The 20,656-nt window shown below is 70.1% G+C and carries 16 protein-coding genes; 8 read left to right on the top strand and 8 right to left on the bottom strand.

The genetic code is table 11. The features are described 5' to 3' along the window. The first annotated feature begins 98 nt into the window (after positions 1 to 98). The 4 genes from P7A99_RS03610 (at position 99) to P7A99_RS03595 (ending at position 7,509) form a co-directional block, all read left to right on the top strand. The gene (locus P7A99_RS03610) at positions 99 to 3,020 is read left to right on the top strand and encodes a TonB-dependent receptor domain-containing protein (RefSeq protein WP_277792574.1); all 2,922 of its coding nucleotides are present in this window, start codon (positions 99 to 101) and stop codon (positions 3,018 to 3,020) included. 217 nt (positions 3,021 to 3,237) lie between these two features. Beyond that, a complete protein-coding gene (locus P7A99_RS03605) occupies positions 3,238 to 4,569 on the top strand; it encodes a GntP family permease (protein WP_277792573.1) in 1,332 nt (443 codons plus the stop codon). Continuing rightward, positions 4,559 to 5,185, top strand: coding sequence for a DUF1349 domain-containing protein (locus P7A99_RS03600; RefSeq protein ID WP_277792572.1), 627 nt, complete (start codon positions 4,559 to 4,561; stop codon positions 5,183 to 5,185). The genes P7A99_RS03605 and P7A99_RS03600 overlap by 11 nt, the downstream gene beginning before the upstream one ends. A gap of 23 nt (positions 5,186 to 5,208) precedes the next feature. Then, a complete protein-coding gene (locus P7A99_RS03595) occupies positions 5,209 to 7,509 on the top strand; it encodes a beta-N-acetylhexosaminidase (RefSeq protein ID WP_277792571.1) in 2,301 nt (766 codons plus the stop codon). Between the two features lie 188 nt (positions 7,510 to 7,697). Here P7A99_RS03595 and P7A99_RS03590 read toward each other — a convergent pair whose 3' ends face one another. Together P7A99_RS03590 and P7A99_RS03585 are read right to left on the bottom strand one after the other, a co-directional pair. Further along, positions 7,698 to 9,746: a TonB-dependent receptor domain-containing protein gene (locus P7A99_RS03590; protein ID WP_277792570.1), complete on the bottom strand. Its 2,049-nt coding sequence runs from the start codon at positions 9,744 to 9,746 to the stop codon at positions 7,698 to 7,700. A gap of 101 nt (positions 9,747 to 9,847) precedes the next feature. Beyond that, complete coding sequence (locus tag P7A99_RS03585; protein WP_277792569.1) at positions 9,848 to 10,522, bottom strand: GntR family transcriptional regulator; 675 nt, start codon at positions 10,520 to 10,522, stop codon at positions 9,848 to 9,850. Between the two features lie 144 nt (positions 10,523 to 10,666). On the opposite strand from P7A99_RS03585, the gene ribD reads away from it, so the two are divergent. The 4 genes from ribD to ribH are packed head-to-tail and all read left to right on the top strand — an operon-like array spanning position 10,667 to position 13,886. Next, entirely contained in the window at positions 10,667 to 11,629 is a 963-nt protein-coding gene (ribD, locus tag P7A99_RS03580) for a bifunctional diaminohydroxyphosphoribosylaminopyrimidine deaminase/5-amino-6-(5-phosphoribosylamino)uracil reductase RibD (RefSeq protein WP_277792568.1), read from the top strand. 9 nt (positions 11,630 to 11,638) lie between these two features. Further along, positions 11,639 to 12,262, top strand: coding sequence for a riboflavin synthase (locus tag P7A99_RS03575; protein ID WP_277792567.1), 624 nt, complete (start codon positions 11,639 to 11,641; stop codon positions 12,260 to 12,262). Continuing rightward, positions 12,229 to 13,419: a 3,4-dihydroxy-2-butanone-4-phosphate synthase gene (ribB, locus tag P7A99_RS03570; RefSeq protein ID WP_277792566.1), complete on the top strand. Its 1,191-nt coding sequence runs from the start codon at positions 12,229 to 12,231 to the stop codon at positions 13,417 to 13,419. Before P7A99_RS03575 ends, ribB begins: the two co-directional genes overlap by 34 nt. Positions 13,420 to 13,433: 14 nt before the next feature. After that, positions 13,434 to 13,886: a 6,7-dimethyl-8-ribityllumazine synthase gene (gene ribH / locus P7A99_RS03565; protein ID WP_277792565.1), complete on the top strand. Its 453-nt coding sequence runs from the start codon at positions 13,434 to 13,436 to the stop codon at positions 13,884 to 13,886. A 65-nt stretch (positions 13,887 to 13,951) separates the two neighbouring features. Here ribH and P7A99_RS03560 read toward each other — a convergent pair whose 3' ends face one another. The 6 genes from P7A99_RS03560 to P7A99_RS03535 are packed head-to-tail and all read right to left on the bottom strand — an operon-like array spanning position 13,952 to position 20,619. Further along, complete coding sequence (locus P7A99_RS03560; protein WP_277792564.1) at positions 13,952 to 14,455, bottom strand: flavin reductase family protein; 504 nt, start codon at positions 14,453 to 14,455, stop codon at positions 13,952 to 13,954. Between the two features lie 4 nt (positions 14,456 to 14,459). Then, positions 14,460 to 15,554 carry an LLM class flavin-dependent oxidoreductase gene (locus P7A99_RS03555; RefSeq protein WP_277792563.1) on the bottom strand — a complete coding sequence of 365 codons (1,095 nt, stop codon included), beginning with the start codon at positions 15,552 to 15,554 and terminating at the stop codon, positions 14,460 to 14,462. A 28-nt stretch (positions 15,555 to 15,582) separates the two neighbouring features. After that, on the bottom strand, positions 15,583 to 16,230 hold the full coding sequence (locus P7A99_RS03550; RefSeq protein WP_277792562.1) for a glutathione S-transferase family protein: 648 nt from the start codon (positions 16,228 to 16,230) through the stop codon (positions 15,583 to 15,585). Between the two features lie 9 nt (positions 16,231 to 16,239). Next, positions 16,240 to 17,820, bottom strand: a complete 1,581-nt coding sequence (locus tag P7A99_RS03545; RefSeq protein ID WP_277792561.1) for a rhodanese-like domain-containing protein — start codon at positions 17,818 to 17,820, stop codon at positions 16,240 to 16,242. Then, positions 17,817 to 18,431, bottom strand: coding sequence for a cysteine dioxygenase (locus tag P7A99_RS03540; protein ID WP_277792560.1), 615 nt, complete (start codon positions 18,429 to 18,431; stop codon positions 17,817 to 17,819). Before P7A99_RS03540 ends, P7A99_RS03545 begins: the two co-directional genes overlap by 4 nt. 4 nt (positions 18,432 to 18,435) lie before the next feature. After that, the gene (locus P7A99_RS03535) at positions 18,436 to 20,619 is read right to left on the bottom strand and encodes a TonB-dependent receptor (protein WP_277792559.1); all 2,184 of its coding nucleotides are present in this window, start codon (positions 20,617 to 20,619) and stop codon (positions 18,436 to 18,438) included. Between the last annotated feature and the right edge of the window lie 37 nt (positions 20,620 to 20,656).

Genomic DNA, 20,656 nt, shown 5'->3' with positions numbered 1-20,656 from the left:
GGGGAAGTAATAACACTTACCTGGAGTCGGGTTCAGTGAGCGCCACCAGTGCGCCCGGGCTTGAACTCCTCGAGCAAGGGGGCTGGAAGTTGTTGAAATTGAATCGCCGTACCTATGCCGGCACGGTCTCGGCTCTTGCGCTGCTGTCCTGGGGGGCTGTCGCGCACGCCGGAGGCCAGGCCGAGGCGCAAGCCGCCGAAGCCGACGCCACCGTCTCTGAAGTCGTCGTCACCGGGTCGCGCATCGCCTCGCGCGGCTTCACCCAGCCGACGCCGACCACCACCGTCACCGCCGAGGACCTGGAAAAGGCCTCGCAGCCCAACGTCTTCCAGGCCATCGTCCAGATGCCGGCCCTCCAGGGCAGCACCGGCAAGACGGTCTTCGTCAACAGCACCAGCAGCGGCATGCAGGGCCTCAGCTCCTTCAGCCTGCGCGGCCTTGGCCCCATCCGCACCCTGACCCTGCTGGACGGCCAGCGCGTCACCCCCGCCAACATCAACGGCGTCTCCGACGTCAGCCAGTTCCCGCAACTGCTGATCAAGCAGGTCGACGTCGTCACCGGCGGCGCCTCAGCCTCCTACGGTTCGGACGCCATCGGCGGCGTGGTCAACTTCGTCACCGACAAGACCTTCGAAGGCTTCAAGGCCCGCCTCGAAGGCGGCGAGAGCAAGTATCGTGACAACGACACCTTCGTGGCCCAGGCCGCGTTCGGCGACGCTTTCATGGATGACCGCCTGCGGGTCATCGGCAGCGTCGAATACAGCCGTGAAGCCGGCGTCCTGGCCGGCGGCTTCGGCGAACAGCAGGCCGGCGGCCGTGACTGGTACGAGACGCCCGCCATCCAGGTGCGCCCGCTGGCTTCGACCACCGACGGCCGTCCGCAGTACCGCGTCATCAAGGGCGCCCAACAGATCCAGTACGCCAAGTATGGCCTGATCACGAACGGCCCGCTGCAAGGCATCGCCTTCGGTCCGGGCGGCGCGCCCTATCAGTTCCAGTACGGTTCGGGCGGCACGCCCAACGGCGCCGGCGGCGTCACCGGCTGCTTCGCCCCGTTCTGCGTCGGCGGCGACCTGTCGGGCGGTATCGGCGCTTCGCCGACCCTGGCCGCGCGCCTCAAGCGCAAGGTCGCCTACGGCCGCGTCAGCTACAAGTGGGGCGACGACGACGAGATCTACCTGACCACCAACTTCGCTCAGGTGAACTCGCTCAACCAGCCCAACGTCGGCGCCGAGCGCACCGGCCTGACCATCCAGTGCGAGAACCCGTTCGTGCCGGCCGCCATCCGTTCGGCCTGCGTCAGCAACAACATCACCAGCTTCCAGATGGGCACCAGCAACGGCGCCTTCGGTCCCATCGACGTCAACGTCAAGCGCGAGCAGGAACGCTTCGTGCTGGGCGCGATCGGCAGCCGCGAGGTGCTGGGCACGTCGTGGAGCTATGACGCCTACTACGCCTACGGCATCAACCGCATCAGCATCGACGTCGACAACATCACCCTGACGCCGCGCTACAACGCCGCCATCGACGCCATCGCCGGCCCGAACGGCACGGTGATCTGCCGTGACCCGATCGCCCGCGCCGCTGGCTGCGTGCCGCTGAACATCATCGGCAACGTGACCCAGGATCCGGCCGCCCTGGCCTATGTGATGCCCGGGAACGGGCCGCGCCAGCGCTCCAAGCAGAACGAGTCCGTCGCCGCCTTCAACGTCACCGGCGAGCCCTTCCAGTCGTGGGCCGGCCCGGTGGCCATCGCCGCCGGCCTGGAATGGCGCGAGGAAAAGTACCGCACCGTCGGCGACCCCTACGGCGACGGCGTCACGGCCGATAACGGCTACACCGGCGACTATCCGGCCGATCCGCTGCTGCGCACGGCGGGCAACAACTGGTACGCCGGCAACTATCACGGCGGTCACGGTTCCTACAGCGTGACCGAAGGCTACCTGGAAGCCAACGTGCCGGTGCTGAAGTCGGAAACCCTCGGCGAGGCCAACATCAACGGCGCTGTCCGCCAGACCAAGTACAGCACCTCGGGCAACGTCACGACGTGGAAGCTGGGCGGCGTCTGGAAGACCCCGGTCCAGGGCCTGCGCCTGCGGGCGGTCACCTCTCGCGACATCCGCGCCCCGAACCTGGGCGAACTGTTCGCGCCGCCGGTCGTGACCAACGCCACCGTCCTCTATCGCGGCACGGCGGTGAACGTCCTCCAGGAGATCGTCGGCAACAGCAACCTGCGTCCCGAAAAGGCCCGCAACACCGAGATCGGCGTCGTCCTGGCCGAGCCGGCCTGGCTGCCGGGCTTCAGCTTCTCGGCCGACTATTTCGACATCAAGGTCGATGGCGCCATCAACTCGCTGGCGGCCCAGGACCTGGTCGATCTGTGCGTCGCCGGCAACCAGGAGATCTGCGGGGCGATGCTGCTGACCAGCACCCAGCCCAACACCAACTTCGTTCGGGTGCAGGCCTTCAACGTGGCCACCATGCGCACCAAGGGCGTCGACCTGGAGGCCATCTATCGCAAGAACCTCGAGGACTGGGGCCTGCCGGGCACGCTGTCGATCCGCGCGCTGGCCACCCACGTCATGAGCTTCAAGACCACATCGGGCGTCTTGGGCACCATCCCGGTCGAGAGCGCCGGCGTGAACCTGTCGAACACCCCTGACTGGAAGGCCACCTTCAGCCAGACCTGGGCGCTCGACCGCCTCAGCCTGACCCTCTACCAGCGCTGGATCAGCGACGGCGTCTACAACAACGAATACATCGAGTGCCAGACGACGTGCCCGGTCTCGACCGTGCAGCACCGCACCATCGACAACAACCACATGGAGGGGGCGACCTACGTCGACCTGGGCGGCACCTACGACGTCAACGACAACGTCACCGCCTACTTCAAGGTCGACAACCTGTTCGACGAGGACCCGGTCGCCGCGCCGACCACCAACGTCAGCCCGGGCGTCAACCCCTACCTCTACGACACCATCGGTCGGATGTACCGCGCGGGCGTTCGCCTGCGGTTCTGATCGCCGTGCTCGGGCGCGCTTCTGCGAGCGCGCCCTTCACCGGCCGCGAAGCCACTCCCTCCCCGGTAAGCGGCCGGGCCTCAGCCCCAAGGCGGATCCCCTGCCTTGTCCGGCTTTAGATTCCTCGGCGCCACAAAACCCCACGGCGCCGGGGAATCGCTCTTTCCTTCCACCCGCGGAGCGAAACGTCGTCCGCGGGGCTTAGGGTGGTCCGATCATGATAGTGCTCGCCGTTGTCGCGCTGATCGCGCTGCTGGTCGTGCTGATCGCCTGGGGCAAGGTCCCGCCGTTCCTGGCCTTCCTGGTCGTGGCCCTGGGCGGCGCGGTGCTGTTCGGCATGCCGCTGGCCCAGATTCCCAAGTCGCTTGAGAAGGGCGTCGGCGACATGCTGGGCGGCCTTGTCGCCATCATCTGCCTGGGGGCCATGTTCGGCCGCGCCATCGCCGACAGCGGCGCCGCCCAGAGCATCGCCCGCGCCCTGATCGGCGCCGTGGGCCTGCGCTTCATCCTGCTGGCCATGGCCATGACCGGGCTGATCGTCGGCATCCCGCTGTTCTACAGCGTCGGCTTCGTGGTCATGATCCCGCTGATCTTCTCGATCGCCAAGCGGGCCAACCTGCCGCCGGTCTATGTCGGCCTGCCGCTGCTGTCGGGCCTGTCGGTGGCCCACGGCTACCTGCCGCCGCACCCGTCGCCGGCGGCCCTGGTCACACTGTTCGGGGCCAGCACGGGTCTCACCCTCGGCTATGGCCTGATCGTCAGCCTCGTCGCCCTGATGGTCGGCGGCCCGCTGCTCACGCTGGTACTCAAGCGCGTGAACCTGCTGCCGCTGGGCGGACCGCCCGCGGACTCGCCCTTCGCCGCCGAAGAGGCCCAGGAGGCCAAGGCACCGGGGCCGATCAACAGCTTCTCGACCGCTCTGCTGCCGGTGGTGATGATCGCCGCCACCACGGCGCTGCTGGTGGCCTTCAAGAGCCCGTCGCCGACCCACGACCTGATCGGCTTCCTCGGCAACCCCGCCGTCGTCCTGACCCTGTGCCTGATCTACGCCACCTTCAGCCTGGGCGTGCTGCGGGGGATCGGCTTGTCGGTGCAGATGCAGCGCTACGGCGACGCCCTGAAGGATGTGGCCTCGATCCTGCTGATCCTGGCAGGGGCGGGGGCCCTGAAGCAGGTGTTCGTCGATAGCGGCGTCAGCGCCACCCTGGGCGGCTGGCTCGGTTCGCTGCCGCTGCATCCGCTGGTCCTGGGCTGGCTGATCGCCGTGGTCATCCGCGTCGCCCTCGGCTCGGCCACCATCGCGGGCCTCACTGCCGCCGGCCTGATCCAGCCCGTGATGGCCACCAGCGGCGTCGATCCCAACCTGATGGTCCTGGCCATCGGCGCCGGCAGCCTGATGTTCTCGCACGTCAACGACCCGGGCTTCTGGCTGTTCAAGGAGTACTTCGGCCTGTCCCTGAAGGAGACCCTGCTGTCCTGGACGGTGATGGAGAGCCTGGTCGGCATCGTCGGCCTGATCTGCGTGCTGGGGCTCAGCCTTGTCGTCTGATCGCGCCCTCGACCGCCGAGCCTTTCTCGCGAGCGCGACCGCCGCCGCCGTCGCGCCCACCCTGGCCCGAGCCGCCGACGGCTGGTCGTGGCTGAACACGCCGCAGACCTGGGCGTGGAAGGACGGGGCCCTGGCCTGCGAGGCCGGCCCCGGAACCGACTTCTGGCGGCGCACGGCCGGCGGGCCGCTGATCGACAACGGCCACTTCTGGTTCCGCCGCCAGTCCGGCGACTTCGAGATGACCGCCGTCCTGGCCGGCGACTACGCCGCCGACGCCGACCAGACCGGCCTGATGCTCCGTCTTGCGCCTGACCTCTGGATGAAGACCGGCGTCGAGCGACTGGGTGGAGAACTGCACTCGGCCACCGTCTTCACCCGTGACTGGTCGGACGGCTCGTCGCTGGTGATCCCCACCACGCCGGCCGTGCGGGTCAAGCTGCGCCGCTCGGGCCAGACCCTGTTCTGCGCCCATGCGGTAGGCGAGGGCGCCTTCGTCGACACCCGCCTCGGCCATCTGCCGATGCCGGAAACCGTTGACCTCGGCGTCATGGCCGCTTCGCCGGCCGGCAAGGGCTTTGCGGCCCGGATTTCAAACATAACGATCAAGAGCCTCTGAAAAGAGGCCGCTGGGAGCTGACCATGCCTTTCGCCCTCCGACCCATCGCGGCCGCCGTCGCGCTCGCCGCCGTGCTGCCCGCGCCGGCCTTGGCCGCGCAGGCCTTCGCCGTCACGCCGGCCCCGGCCAAGATCGCGCCGGCCAAGGGTTCGCTGGCCCTGCGCGGCGGCGACGCCGTGTGGATCGCGGCGGGCGACGCCGAGGCCCGGGGCGCGGCCCAGTGGCTGGTCGACACCCTGGCCGCCACGCGCGGCGTGCGCCTGGCGATCAAGGAGGGCGCGCCGACCGGTTCGGGCGGCGTGGTGCTGTCGCGCGGCGGTCCGGCGGGCGAGGCCTACGCGCTGGACGTCTCGTCCCAGCGGGCGCAGATCCGCGCCAAGGACAAGGCCGGCCTGTTCTATGGCGCCGTGTCGCTGTGGCAGCTGGCCGGTCAGGAGAAGGCCGGCGCGCCGGTCCGCGTCCAGGCCGTCAGCATCGAGGACGCGCCGCGCTTTTCCTGGCGCGGCCTGATGCTCGACAGCACGCGCCACTACCAGAGCCTGCCGACGATCAAGCGGATCATCGACGGCATGGCCAGCCTGAAGCTCAACACGCTGCACTGGCATCTGACGGACGACCAGGGCTGGCGCCTGGAGATCAAGAAGTACCCCAACCTCACCGACCACGGCGCCTGGCGGCGTCCGGCCGGGGCGGCGGGCTACAAGGCCTCGGGCGAAGAGGTCCGCTACGGCGGCTTCTACACGCAGGACCAGGCGCGCGAGATCGTCGCCTACGCGGCCGCCCGCAGCATCGTCGTCGTGCCCGAGATCGAGATGCCCGGCCACGCCCAGGCGGCGATCTCCAGCTATCCGCAACTGGGCACGCGCCCGGCGTCCGACCGTGTGATGGCCGACTGGGGCGTCTATCCCGACATCTTCAACGTCGACGACGCCACCTTCGCCTTCCTGGAGGACGTGCTCGACGAGGTGATGGCTATCTTCCCGTCGGAATACATCCACGTCGGCGGCGACGAGGCGCTGAAGGCCCAGTGGGAGGCCAGTCCCAAGATCCAGGCCCGCATGAAGGAACTGGGCCTGGCCGACGAGCACGCCCTGCAGAGCTACTTCATCCAGCGCATCGAAAAGCACCTCAACGCCAAGGGCCGTCGCCTGGTCGGCTGGGACGAGATCCTCGAAGGCGGTCTCGCGCCCAACGCCACGGTCATGTCCTGGCGCGGGCTGGAGGGCGCGGTCGCCGCCGCCAAGCAGGGTCACGACACCGTGCTGGCGCCGGGACCGGTGCTCTATTTCGACCATCGCCAGAGCACCTCGCCCGACGAGCCGCCCGGCCGCGGCAAGCTCTCGACACTGAAAAGCGTCTACGCCTTCGACGCCGAGCCGTCGGAGCTGACGCCCGAGCAGCACAAGCACGTGCTGGGCATGCAGGCCACGATGTTCAGCGAGCACATCCGCACCGACGAGCGGGCCGTGACCATGCTGTTCCCGCGTCTGGCGGCCCTGGCCGAGAACGCCTGGACCCCGCGCGACAAGCAGGGCTGGGCGGGCTTCGAGGACCGCCTGCCGGCGACGCTCGGCCGCCTGTCCGACCTGGGCCTGGCCTACGACACCGTGCCGTTCGAGCCGCAGGCTTCGTTCGATTGGCCCAAGGGATCCGAGATCGGCGCCAGCCTCGACACCGGCCTGCAGGTCGGCGAGGTGCGCTACACCACCGACGGTTCGGAGCCGACGGCGGCCTCGCCGCGCTATGCCGCGCCGCTGAAGCTGTCGGCCGGATCGCAGCTGAAGGCCCGCAACTTCCAGGGCAAGCATCCGCTGGGCCGCGTGCGCGCCTGGAACGTCACCGCCGACACGGCCCTGACGCGCCGCTCGCACCAGCTGACCCGCTGCACCGAGGGCCTGATCCTCAATCTCGAGGACGATGGGGCCAACGAGAAGGGCGAGCGCGCCACCTTCCTGCTCGACATCCTCAACCCGTGCTGGATCTGGAAGGACGCCGACCTCTCGGCGGGCGCCAAGCTGACCGTCACCGTCGGCCAGCTGCCCTACAACTTCCAGCTCGGCAACAAGCTGGAGCCGCTGCCGGTGCGTCCGCCCTCGCGGCCCGAGGGCGAGCTGGAGGTGCGCTTCGGCTGCAAGGGCCCGCGCCTGGCCACCGTGCCGCTGACGGAGGCGGCCAAGAACTCGGCCCTGACCGAGATCGTCGTCGACGCCCCGCCGCGCGGCAAGGGCGACATCTGTTTCACCTTCGCCAGCAAGGCCATCGAGCCGATGTGGGCCGTGCACAGCGTGCGGATCACGCCGGGGGCGGTGGCGAAAGCTGACTAGGTTGGGGCGGTAATCCACCGCCCCTTCAACTCTTCACCGTCCTTCCCCGCCTTCGCGGGGAAGGACGGACTAGAAGGTCAATATCGATCTGACTTGGCCTCTGGCTCGTCATCCCGGGCGAGGGCCAGGATGACGAGCCTCTGGAGACGCCGGGGAGGGGGCCGCGGCGTCTCCGAGCCGGCGCCGTCCTAGAACAGCGCCCGCAGACCCAGCACCACGTTGCGCCCGCGCAGCGGGGCCGAGGTGCTGACGAACGAGGCGTGGTTCAGCGCGCGCTCGTCCAGAAGGTTGGCGCCGCGCAGGAACACCTGGCCGATCACCGGGCCCATCGGCAGGTCGTAGGCGACGGTGGCGTTGACCATGTTGTAGCCCGGGGTCTCGTTTTCGAAGGTCGCGATGCGGTCCTGGTCGAAGACCCGCACGTACTCGACATTGCCGCTCCAGGCGCCGCTCTTCAGGTCGCTGCGCGCGCCGAGGCGCCCGGCCGGAACGCGCGGCAGGTTTCCACCGCCGTCCTTCAGCTTGGCCCGCACATAGTCGCCGAAGGCCGTCACCGACAGCCAGGGCTTCAGCTTCTGGGTCACCTGGCCCTCGAGGCCGGTGAAGGTGGCGTCGTCCTGGCTGTAGCGAACCAGGCGGAAGTCTTCGTAGCGGTCCAGGGTGTCGGCATAGATGTAGCCGTCATAGGCGTAGCGGTAGGCGCTGGCCGAGAAGGTGGTGGCGCCTTGCGTCTTGCGCAGACCCAGCTCCACCGAGGCGGCGGTCTCAACATCGAGGCCGGCCGAGCCGATCTCGTAGGTGTTGGTCGCCAGGTGCACGCCGCGGGCATAGAGCTCCTGGGCGCTGGGGGCGCGCTGCGAGCGGGCCACCGACAGCGAAGCCACATAGCCGGGCGTGAAGGTCCAGCTCGCCGCCGCCGAGGCCGAGAACGGCTTGTGGTCGGTGTCCACGCGACCTTCGGCGCTGGCCTCCTGCCACTCCTGGCGCAGGGCGCCTTCGAAGCGCCAGTCGCCGGCCACGTATTCCTCGACCACGAACAGCGCCGTGGTCTTGGTGCGGCTTTGCGGGATGAAGGCTTCCTCGCCGATGGCCGAGAAGTCGCTCTTGCCCACCTGCATGCCGACCACGCCGCGCACCCCGCCGATCGGCGCATGCTGCACCTCGACCCGCGCGTCGTAGCCCTCGTTGCCGAAGGTGGTGGCGATGACGCCCTCTTCCTTCTCGTGGTGGCGATAGTCGGTATAGCCGGCCCGCAGCCTGATGCGCTCGACACCGGCGAACGGGTCGTTGATCTCGCCGCGCACGTCGAGCCGCTTGCTCAGCAGGTCGACGATCGGAACGCCGTGGTCCTCGTGCTCGTGATCATGGTCTTCCTCGTCGCCGTGATCGTGGTCGTCATGGCCGCCGCAATGCAGGCTCGTGCCGTGCGGATGGCAGGACTCGTATTCGTGGGTGTGGCCGGGCAGGCCGTACTTGCTGTTCTGCTGGGTATAGGCCGCGCCGAGATAGCCGCGCGAGCCGATCCAGGAGAGGCCCAGCGTCGCCGTCGAGGTGCGGTTGAACGAACCGGGGACGGTCGAGCTCTCGAAATCGGGAACCTCGTAGTCATCGGTCTTGCGTTCGGCCGCCTCGATGCGCACGGCGAACTGGCCGACGCCGGCCGTCAGGCCGACCACGCCGGCTCGCTCGTTGTCGCCCGAGCCGAAGCGTACCTCGGCGACGCCGTCGCCGCCCAGCGGCGGAACCTGCGTCGGGATCTTGCGGTCGATCAGGTTGACCGCGCCGCCGATCGCGCCGCCGCCGTAGAGCAGGGCGCTGGGGCCGCGCAGGATCTCCACGCCCTCCAGCAGCAGCGGTTCGCCGGAGACGGCGTGGTCGGGCGACACTTCCGAGGCGTCCATCAGGGCCGCGCCCTCGCTCAGCACCTTGACGCGCGGGGCGGTCTGGCCGCGGATCACCGGCCGGCTGGCGCCGCCGCCGAAGGTGTCGGAATTGACGCCGGGCAGGCCGTTCAGCGTCTCGCCCAGGGTCGCCTGGCGGCGCTGCACGAACTCCTCGCCGGTCAGCACCGCGACGCTGGAGATGACGTCCTTGCCCGACCGGCCCAGCGGGTCGGCGGTCACCACCACGCCTTCGATATCGGTCCCGCCCGGTCCCGATTGCGCCGCCAGCGCCCAGGTCGGAGCGGCGAGGGCGGTAAGGCTGCCGGCGGCGAGAAGGATGCTTCGAAGTTGCATGGAACGCTGACCCCATCTGAAAACGATCGCAGGTCAACTATGTTATAACGTAACGATGTGCAACCCGAAGTCGGCCCATTTTTCGCCCAAGCTGGGTGATGTCAGGCGCGTTGGGCGCTGGGCGGCTCGCCGATCAGGCGAGCGCAGATGGCCTCGGCGGTCTCCGGATCGCGATCGACTATGGCCTGGGCCAGCGCCCTGTGCAGCACCACGTCGGCCATCTGCTCCTCCGGCGTCTGCTTCTCCATCTGCCAGATCCAGAACCGTGTCGCGACGTTCTGCAGGGCGATGACGAAGCGGGCGAGGGTGGGGTTCTGGGCGGCGAAGGCCACGGCGCGGTGAAAGGCGTGGTCCATGGCCAGCATCGCCCGGAAGTCGCCGGCCTCGATCGCCGTTTCCGCCCCCTCGAAAGCGGCGGTGATCGCCACAAGATCCGCCGGCCGGCGGTTGCGGGCGGCAAGGGCGGCGGTGCGCCCCTCCAGCATCCGCCGCACCTCGAAGGCGTGCTCGATCTCGGCGACGTCCATCGGCGCGACGATGGTGCCCACGCGCGGCCGGCGTACGACCAGGCCCTCGATGGCCAGCCGGCCGAGCGCCTCACGCACTCCCGCCACCCCGCCGGCATAGCGGGCGGCCAGGGCCTTTTCCTCCAGCACCTGCATCGGCGGCAGTTCGCCCAGGATGATGTCCTGCAGGATCAGTTCGTAGAGGCGCGCCTTCTGCAGTCCCGGCGCCCAGTCGCCATGGGGCTCGACGCTGTTCAGGGGGCCCTTCATGGCCGGCTCGGGGGCTGCGCGCGCATGCTCACGCTCGTAGGCGCAAAACGCGCCGCCGTCATTTCCCATGGGCTGTAACATGTAAGAGTTTCGAAAAGCGACCAACGCTTGGCGAGGGTGAGGATCGCGGCCTAACTCACTGGCATGACGGCTCTTTCGCCTCCATCGCCGGCCATCGCCCGGGCCTTTCGCCTGACCCTCGACGCCGCCGCCGCATGGGCCGGCGCCACCGCGCCCAATCCGCCGGTGGGCTGCGCCGTGCTGGCCGCCGACGGGCGGGTGCTGGCGGTCGAGGCCCACCAGGGGGCGGGCCTGCCGCACGCCGAGGCCGCGGCGCTCGCCGCCTGCCGCGACCGCTGGGACGAGGTCCACACGCTCGTGGTCACGCTCGAGCCCTGCAACCACCACGGCCGCACCGGTCCGTGCAGCGAGGCGATCCTGGCCAGCCCCGCCCGCGCCGTCTGGATCGGCGCCCGCGACCCCAACCCGGCCGTCGCCGGCGGCGGGGCCGCGCGCCTGTCCGCCGCCGGCCTCGACGTCGCCTTCGTCGCCGGACCCCTGGCGTCCGAGAGCGCCCGCCTGATCGCGCCCTTCGCCATGCGCGCCGTCCACGGCCGTCCCTGGCTGACCCTCAAGCAGGCCTTCACTGCCGACGGCTCTATGATCCCGCCGCCGGGCTCCAAGACCTTCACCTCGGAGGCGTCGCTCGACCTGGCCCACGCCCTGCGCCGCCGCGCCGACGCGGTGATCACCGGCTCGGGCACGGTGCTGGCCGACGCCCCGCTGCTGACCGTCCGCCACGTGCCCGATCCGCGTCGCGCGCCCCGCCGCCTGGCCATCCTCGACCGCCGGGGCCGCACGCCGCAGGCCTATCTCGCCGCCGCCCGCGAGCGGGGGCTCGACCCTTCCGTTCACGCCGACATCCCCGCGCTGCTGGCCGACCTGGCCGATGGCGGCGCGCTGGAGGCGCTGGTCGAGGCCGGCCCGACCCTGTCGACCGCCTTCCTCGCCGCCGACCTCTGGGACGAGCGCGTCGTCATCACCAAGGCCGCCCGCGCCGGCGATCCCGACACCGTCGAGATCTTCTCGCGCGTCCCGGCCGCCTGAAGGAGCCCCATGTTCTCCGGCATCATCGAAACCCTGGGCGAGGTCGTCGCCGTCGCCCCCGAGGACGGCGCCCTGCGCCTGTCGCTCGCCACCGGCTTTGCCGACCTGGCTCTGGGTGAAAGCGTCGCCGTCAACGGCGTCTGCCTGACCGTCGTGCGCCACGACCCCAGCGGCGGGGCCGACTTCTTCGTCAGTCCCGAGACCCTGGCCCGCACCAGTCTGGGCGCGGCCGGCGTCGGAACGGTGCTCAACCTCGAACGCGCCGTGACCCTGTTGACCCGTCTGTCGGGTCACCTCGTCCAGGGCCATGTCGACGGCGTCGCACGCCTTGCCGAGGTGATCGACGACGGCGGTTCGCGTCGGCTGACGCTCAGCCTGCCGGGCGCCTTGCGCGCCTTCTGCGTCGAGAAGGGCTCGATCGCCCTCGACGGGATCAGCCTGACCCTCAACCACGTCGGCCCGGCCGACTCCGAGGGACGCTTCCCGGTCGGGATCACGATCATCCCCCACACCTGGACCCACACCAACCTGCAGCACGCCGCCATCGGCGCCCCGATCAATGTCGAGGTCGATGTACTGGCCAAATATGTGGAGCGGCTATGTCACGCCTATCTGACGCCCTCGAACGCCTGAAGGCCGGCGGCATGATCATCCTCGTCGACGACGAGGACCGCGAGAACGAGGGCGACCTGGTGCTCGGCGCGCAGTTCGCCGATGCGCCGGCCATCGCCTTCATGGCCAAGGCCGCCAGCGGCCTGATCTGCCTGGCCATGGAGCCCGACGCGGTCGACCGCCTGGGCCTGCCGCCTATGGTCGCCGACAACAAGACCCGCCGCAGCACCGCCTTCACCGTCTCGATCGAGGCGGCGGTGGGCGTCGACACCGGCATCTCGGCCTTCGACCGGGCCCTGACCATCCAGGCCGCCGTGGCGCCGGACGCGCAGCCCGCCGACATCGTCTCGCCCGGCCACGTCTTCCCGCTGCGGGCCGTGCCCGGCGGCGTGCTGGCCCGCGCCGGCCACACCGAGGCCTCGGTCGAACTGATGCGCCTGGCGGGCCTCGTCCCCGCCGCCGTGATCTGCGAGGTGATGAACGACGACGGGACCATGGCTCGCCGCGACGACCTCGAGGTCTTCGGCGCTCGCCACGACCTGCCGATCCTGACCATCGCCGAACTGGCCGAGCACCTGCGCGCCCAGACGGTCGAGCCGGTCGCCACGTCGTATCTGCCGTCCGCACATGGCGGCCAGTTCGAGGTCCGCGCCTTTCGCGATCGGACCAGCGGCGTCGAGCATCTCGTGCTGCTGAAAGGGCCGCTGGGTGAGGCGCCGCTGGTGCGGGTGCACTCCGAGTGCCTGACCGGCGACGCCCTGGGCTCCCAGCGCTGCGACTGCGGCGCCCAGCTGCAGGCCTCCATGCGCCGCATCGGCGAGGAGGGCGGGGCGATCGTCTATCTGCGCGGCCACGAGGGCAGGGGTGTTGGCCTCGCCAACAAGATCGCCGCCTACGCCCTGCAGGACGAGGGGCTCGACACCGTCGAGGCCAACCGCGCCCTGGGTTTCGCCGACGATCCGCGCGACTACGCCGCCGCCGTCGCCATGCTGAAGAGCCTGGGTGTGGATCGCCTGCGCCTGCTCAGCAACAACCCGCGCAAGGCCGCCGCCCTGCGCGCCGGCGGGATCGAGGTGGTCGAGCAGGTTCCGCTGCTGGCCCCCGTCACCCCGCACAACGCCGCCTATCTCGCCGCCAAGCGCGACAAGCTGGGCCACGGCCTGGCCCGCGCCTCCTGACCTGGACCCGTTTCATGACCCATTCCGAAACCCGCATCGCTGTCGTCGTCAGCGGCTTCAATCCCGAGGTCACCGGCGGCCTGCTGCGCGGCGCTCTCGCCGAACTTCAGGAGGGCGGCGCGCCGGTGGCCGAGGGCGACGTCATCGACGCGCCGGGCGCCTTCGAGCTGCCGCTGCTGGCCCAGGCCCTGGCCCGCACCGGTCGCTATGACGGCGTCGTCTGCCTTGGCTGCGTGATCAAGGGCGACACCGCCCACTTCGAGTTCATCAGCCTGGGCGCCAGCATCGGCCTGATGCAGGCTGGGCTGGCCACCGAGACCCCGATCACCTTCGGCGTTCTGACCACCTACGACGACGACCAGGCCATCGTCCGCAGCCGCGACGACGCCGCCAACAAGGGCCGCGAGGCCGCCGCGGCGTGCCTGGGGGCGATTGCAACGCTGCGCAGGATCCGGACGGCGGCGTAGAGCCCCCTCAGTCGCTCCGCGACAGCTCCCCTAGAGGGGGAGGTGGCCCGAAGGGCCGGAGGGGGTCACCCCACCGCCGTCAGCCCCCGGTTCCACGCCACCAGCGCCGGTCCGGGCGAGAAACCCACGTGATCGGCCTCGACGATGAAGATCGAGTGGCTGCCGGCGTCGACCACGGCGTCCACGCGGCACACCGCCCGCGCCACCCCGCCCGCGAACACCGGCGGGGTGGGGCGATGCAGCCGCCAGCGGGACGGATCGAACCGCTCGTGCGCCCGCGATCCCGAGGCGAAGCGCAGGGCTTCCTCCTCGTCGGCCGCGCCCAGCAGCGCCACCGACAGGTCGGGGCGCGCCAGCAGCGCGTCGTGGCAGCCCGCCTCCTTGCGCACGCAGAACAGGAAGCGCGGCGGCGCGACCGACAGGCCGGTGATCGAGCTGACCAGCAGGCCGCGCGGGACCTCGCCGTCCCAGCAGGCGACGATGGCGACGCCGCTCGCCAGGTGGGCCAGCACGTCGCGGAAGTCGGTCTCCGGTTGCGGGGCTGGCGCGCCGGCGTCGTACGGGGCCATGGCGTCAGCTCGCCGCCGCTACGGCTTGCGCCTCGCGCTCGGCCACCAGTTTCCGCACCAGCGGGATCAGGTCGCGCCCGTAGGCGACGGCGTCCTCGACCGGATCGAAGCCGCGGATCAGGAAGGTCGTCACGCCCAGGTCGTAGTAGTCGAGCAGGGCCTCGGCCACCTGCTGGGGCGTGCCCACCAGGCCCGTCGAATTGCCCGCCGCGCCGGTGACGGCCGCCACGCCCGTCCACAGCCGCTTGTCGAGGCGCGAGCCTTGCGCGGCCGCGTCCAGCAGGCGCTGCGAGCCGGCGTTGGGCGGGCGGTGGCCGCTGGTCGGCAGGCCGGCGGCCTCGCGCAGGGCCTTGGCCTTGGCGACGATCGCGTCGGCGCGCGCCCAGGCGGCCTCTTCAGTGTCGGCGATGATCGGGCGCAGCGACAGCGAGAACTTCACCTGGCGGCCGTGCTTGGCGGCGGCGTGACGCACCCGGGCGATGGTCTCGGCCACCTGGGCCTGGGTCTCGCCCCACAGCGCGAAGATGTCGGCGTGCTTGCCGGCCACCGGGATCGCCGCGTCCGACGAGCCGCCGAAATAGACCGGGATCTGGGGCGTACGCAGCGGTTTGACCGCCCCGAAGCCCTGGTCGACCTGATAGTACTCGCCCTTGTAGTCGAACGGCTTTTCGCTGGTCCATTCGGCGCGGACGATGTCGAGATACTCAGCTGTGCGGGCGTAGCGCTCGTCCTTGGTCAGGTGGTCGCCGTCCTTGGCCAGTTCCTCGTCCGAGCCGCCGGTGATGATGTGCACCGCCACCCGCCCGCCGGTGAAGTGGTCCAGCGTCGCCAATTGCCGCGCCGCCAGGGTCGGCTGGGTGAAGCCCGGACGGTGGGCGATCATGAACTTCAGGTTCTTCGTCACCGACGCGGCATGCGCCACCACCAGCTGGCTTTCCGGACCCGTCGAGTGGAAGGCCACCAGCGCGCGATCGAAACCGCCTTCGTCATGGGCGCGGGCGATCGTCTCGACATAGTCGACGTCGATCACCGGCCCGGCCGGCGGATGGATCTCGGAAACGTTCTGGGTGTGGATGATACCGATGAATTCGACGCTCATGGGATGGTCCTCGATGTGCGGATGAAGGTCAGTGGGCGTGGGTCGGCGCCTGGGCCGTCTCCTTGCGCAGGGCGCGCACGACGGAGGGGCGGGCGAAGGCGCGGGCGGCCTTGGCGCTCCAGGCGGGATAGGCGGAAAGGTCGATCTGCCGGCGCTCGGCCCAGCGCCAGATCACCAGGGCGTAGGCGTCGACGACGCTGAAATGCTCGCCCAGCAGCCAGGGGCCTGGGTCCTGGGCCAGCCGCTCGATGTCGGCCAGGGTGCGGGCGAAGCGGGCTTCGCCGGGCGTGGCCAGCGCGGCCTTCACCGCCTCGTCGTCGGCATAGCGTTCGGGGCGGGCGATCTGGGCGAAGGCCACGTGCACGGTGCTGGCGAACCAGCTCATCACCTCGTAGGCGTGGGCCAGCTTCAGCGGCTCCAGCAGCGGCAGCAACTCGCTGTGCGGGTAGCGGTGGGCCAGATAGGTCAGGATCGCCAGCACCTCGGTGACCGGCTCGGCGCCGACCAGCAGGGTGGGGATCCGTCCCTTGGGGTTGACCCGCAGGTACTCCGGCCGCCGCTGGTCGCCCGCGGCCAGATCGATGCGGCGCACGTCGTAGGCGACGCCGATCTCTTCCAGGGCCACCAGCGGGGCGAGGGAGGAACTGCCGGGCGCGATGTAGAGGGTCAGGGTCATGGCGGAGCCTCAGATCACGTAGAAGCCGTGCGACCCGTCGCGGGCCAGCTGGTCGACCAGGCCGAACTCCCAGTCCAGATAGGCCTGCATGGCCTCGGCGGCGTTGTCGGTGCCCTCGTAGGGGCGCTTGTAGACGTCGGTGGGATCGCTTGCGGTGCGCGGCAGGCCCGTCTCCAAGGCGCGCCCGGCAGCGACCCAGGCGGCGGTGCCGCCGTCGAGCACCCGCACGGGCTGGTCGGCGATCTCCTCCAGCTCCGGCGCGGCCAGCCGGGCCAGCACGCCGTCAGGCGAGGTCAGGACGATCGGCCTGCCCTCGGGGATACGCTCCAGCGCCTCGGCCAGTTGGGCGCGGATCGCGAACCAGGCGCCGGGAATGTGGCCCTTGCGGTGGGCGGGGCTGGGCGCGAGGTCCAGCACCACCACGGCCTCATTGGCCAGGGCTTCGGACAGCGCGCGGGGCAGGATGGTCTCGACCACCGGCAGGTGCGGCGGCTCGCTCGGCGTCCAGGCGCCCGTCGCCAGCTCGCCCTCGAACCCGCCCTCCAGCACGTAGACTTCCCAGCCCAGCTGGGCCAGCCACGAGGCGGTCATGTCGGCGCGGGGGCCAAGGTCGTCGGCCAGCACGATGCGTCCGCCGCGCACCGGAGCGAAGACGTCGGTCTCCTGCACCAGCTGGCCGCCGGGCGCGCTGCGGAAGCCGGGGAGGTGGCAGCTCGCATACTCGTCGGGCGTACGCACGTCGAAGCGATAGAGGGTGCGCTTGCGGTCGGTGGCCAGGTCGGTCAGCCCCTCGGCGTCGATCCGGCGAACCCCGGCGCGATAGGCCACGTCGCGGGCCTTGGCGCGGGCCTCGTCCAGGGTCTGGGTCGAGACGTCGGGGAACTTGCGGCTCTGGCCGGTCTCCAGGCTCTGCTGGGCCAGGGTCCAGCCGATGGTGCCGTTGCGCAGGGCGAAGACCGGGTTGGGCACGCCGGCGTTCACCAGCGACTGGGCGCCGATCAGGCTGCGGGTGCGGCCGGCGCAATTGACGATGATGGTCGTGGCCGGATCGGGCGCCAGCTCTCGCGCCCGCAGCACCAGCTCGGCGCCCGGCGTGCTGACTCCGCCTGGGATGCTCATGGTGGCGTATTCCTCGAACCGGCGGGCGTCCAGGATCACCTGGTCGGCCTTGGCGTCGATGCGGGCCTGCACCTCCTGGGCGGGCAGGGACGGGGTGTGCCGCCGCGCCTCGACCAGTTCGCCGAACGCCTTGCTGTAGGAGTTCACGTCCTGGAACAGCTCGTAACCGGCGTCCGTCCAGCCCTGAAGGCCGCCGGCCAGCGCCCGGACGTTGCTGTAGCCCAGGGTCGCCAGCCGCTTACCGGCCGGCGAAACCAGGCCTTCCCCATTGTCGTACAGCACGATCCGCGTCTCCTTGCGCGGCACGCGGTCGAGGATCTCGACCTCCAGCCGGGAAAGCGGCAGCTGCGAGGCGAACAAGGGGTGGGCCTTGGCGAAGGGATCCTCCTCGCGCAGGTCCAGAAGGGCGATCTCGCGGCGGGCGATCAGGTCCTGGCGGACCTCGCGGGGCGTGACGACGGGCAGGGTCATGGCGCGGCCTCGACGGGGACCGGCCGGGACCGGTCCCACAGGTTGGGAAGGGTGTCGTTGGAGTAGCCGGAGACGAAGGGCTTGCTGCGTCCGTCGGCGTCGTAGGTGGAGCGGCGCACCGCCCCGATATTGGCCCCGTAGACGTGGATGCTGATCGAGGCCCGGTCTTCGAAGGCGTTGGTCACCCGGTGCACGTCGCCGACCGTGGGCGAGACGGCCTCGACCTGGCCGCGCTCCAGCCGGTGGACCGGGCCGTCGGGAATTAGGACCTCGCCGTCGCGGCGATAGGCCTGCGACAGCTCGGCCCCGCGCAGCACGCCCACCAGGCCCCAGACCGTGTGGTCGTGCACCGGCGTCGCCTGGCCCGGGCCCCAGACGAAGCTGACCACGCTGAACCGCTCGCGGCTGTCGCAATGCAGCAGGTACTGCTGGTAGCGGGCCGGGTTCGGCTGGGCGTAGGCCTGCGGCAGCCAGTCGTCCTTCGCGATCAGACCGGCCAGCAGGGCCTCGCCCTCGCGCAGGATCTGCGCCTCGTCGCCCGTGCGGTCGAGCAGGGCGCCGAGGTCTCCGACGAACTTGGCCAGGCGGTGAAGGTTGGGCGCGCTGCTCATGACGTCACAGCGCGTATTTCAGCGTGACCAGCCAGGTCCGCGGATCGGGGAAGTTCAGGTAGTAGACCCCGGTCGAGGGCGTGTAGGTCGAGCTCACCGGCTTGTCGCTATCGAGGATGTTGCGCGCTGACAGCTGCACGGCCCAGTGAGGATCGGGCGCGGTCCAGGTGATCGTGCCGTTCAGGAAGCCCTGCGACGGGATATTGTTCTGGCCGCCGGCCGCCGGGGTGGCGCTGCTGACCACGCCGCTCTGCCACTGGGCGTCGAGGCCGGCGCGCACCGATCCGGGAACCGAGACCGGTACGTCCCAGGTGACGCCGCCCGACAGGTTCCAGCGCGGCGAGTTCAAGAGGCGGTTGCCGTCGGCGTTGACGCCCGCGCCGCCGGCGCCCTTGTAGTCGTCATAGACCGCGTACAGCCAGCCGACGTTGAAGTTCAGGCCCACCCGATCGGTCGGCCGGGCCTCGGTTTCCAGTTCGACGCCGTAGGTGTGGGCCTGGCCGGCGTTGCCGCGGCGGCTGCCCACATAGGCCGGGTCGTAGAACGACACCTGCAGGTCCTGGTAGTCGTTGTAGAACGCCGCCAGATTGGCCCGCAGGCGGCGGTCGAAGGCTTGGGTCTTGAGGCCGGCCTCGAAGGTGGTCACGTCCTCGGGCGCGAAGGGCAGGGTGGCCAGGTCGAGGCGCGTGGCCCGGTTGTCGAAGCCGCCCGACTTGAAGCCCTTGGAATAGCTGACGTACTGCGAGACGTCGGGCGTCCACTGGTACTGCGCCGTCAGCTTGGGCGTGATCGCCGACCAGGTCTTGTCGGCCGTGCCCGCGATCGACTGGCCGATCACCTGGCCCGCCAGGTTCAGCACCTTGTTGTCGAAGGTGAATTCCTTCTCCTCGTTGGTCCAGCGCAGGCCGCCGGTGAGGCTCAGGCGGTCGGTCACCGCATAGGTCGCCTCGCCGAACAGGGCGTAGGCGTCGGTGTTGGTGATGTTGTGGGCGCGGGCGAAGTTGTAGTTGCCGGGCGTGGTCGCAGGATTGGTCGCCTGGGCGTTGCGGCGGCTGTAGCCGTCGCGCTCCACGAAGAACCGTTCGTGCAGGTAGAACAGGCCGCTGGTGAAGGTCAGGCGGCCGTAGTCGCCGTTCAGCTGGACTTCCTGGGTGACGTACTGGTCGTTGTAGTGGATCAGGTTCTTCTGGATCAGCGCCGCCTCGCCGTCGTTGTCGTAGTTGACGGGGTTGAGGTTGAAGCCGCCATAGGCGGTGATCGACTTGATCTTCAGTTTGTCGTTCAGCGCGTACTGCACCCGGATCGAGCCGCTGATCTGGTCCAGGTCCTGGGTCGGCTCGACCTCGGAGTAGGAGCGGCGCTTGTCGAACCCGCCGCCCGGCTGGTTCACGGGGATGTAGCTGCGGGTGTCGCTACGGTCGCGCAGGGCGTTCAGCGTGAGGAGGACGTCCAGTTTCTCAGTCGGCGTCCAGCGCAGCTTGGCGCGATAGGCGTCCAGATCGATGCGGTTGACGTCGTGGTTCAGCGTCGGGTCGAAGGTCACCCCGTCGCGCTTGTGGTGGATGTAGGACAGGCTGCCGGCCAGCTTGCCCTCGACGATAGGCCCCTCGACCAGGGCGCGCACGTCGACGGCGCCGTAGCTGCCCAGGCCGACCTCGGCCTTGGCGCGGAAGTCCTCGCCGGGATCGCGGGTGATGATCCGCAGCGCGCCGGCGCTGGAGTTGCGGCCGTACAGCGTGCCCTGCGGCCCGCGCAGCACCTCGATCCGTTCCAGGTCGTTGAACTCGATCATCGAGCCGATCTGGCGGGGCACGTAGACGTCGTCGACATAGACCGCCAGCACCGGCTCCTGGATCGGGTCGGCCTCGCCGACGCCGCGCAGCGCATAGGTCTGGGTGGTGTGGCTGATGGTGACGCGGCTGATCGACAGGTTCGGGATCTGGCCGGCCAGATCGCGGATGTTGTCGACCTTGCGATCGGCCAGCACCTGCGGGCCGAAGGCCGAGATGGCGATGGCGGTCTTTTGCAGGTCGGTGGCGCGGCGCTCGGCGGTGACGATCACCTGCTCGACGGCGGCCGACCCGCTGTCGTCGGTATTGGTGGCCGGCGCCGGCTCGGCCGCCAAGGCCCCGCCGGTGACGGCGAGGCCGGAAGTGAAGGCGAGAAGTTGAAGCTTGAAGGTCTGCACGTCTTTATCCCCGACTTGTTCGATGGGGATTTGCCGT

The sequence above is a fragment of the Caulobacter endophyticus genome (genome assembly GCF_029543245.1).
Classification (GTDB): Bacteria; Pseudomonadota; Alphaproteobacteria; order Caulobacterales; family Caulobacteraceae; genus Caulobacter; species Caulobacter endophyticus_A.
Note: the sequence above shows the minus strand (reverse complement) of the source record. Positions and strands in the feature narration are given on the sequence as shown.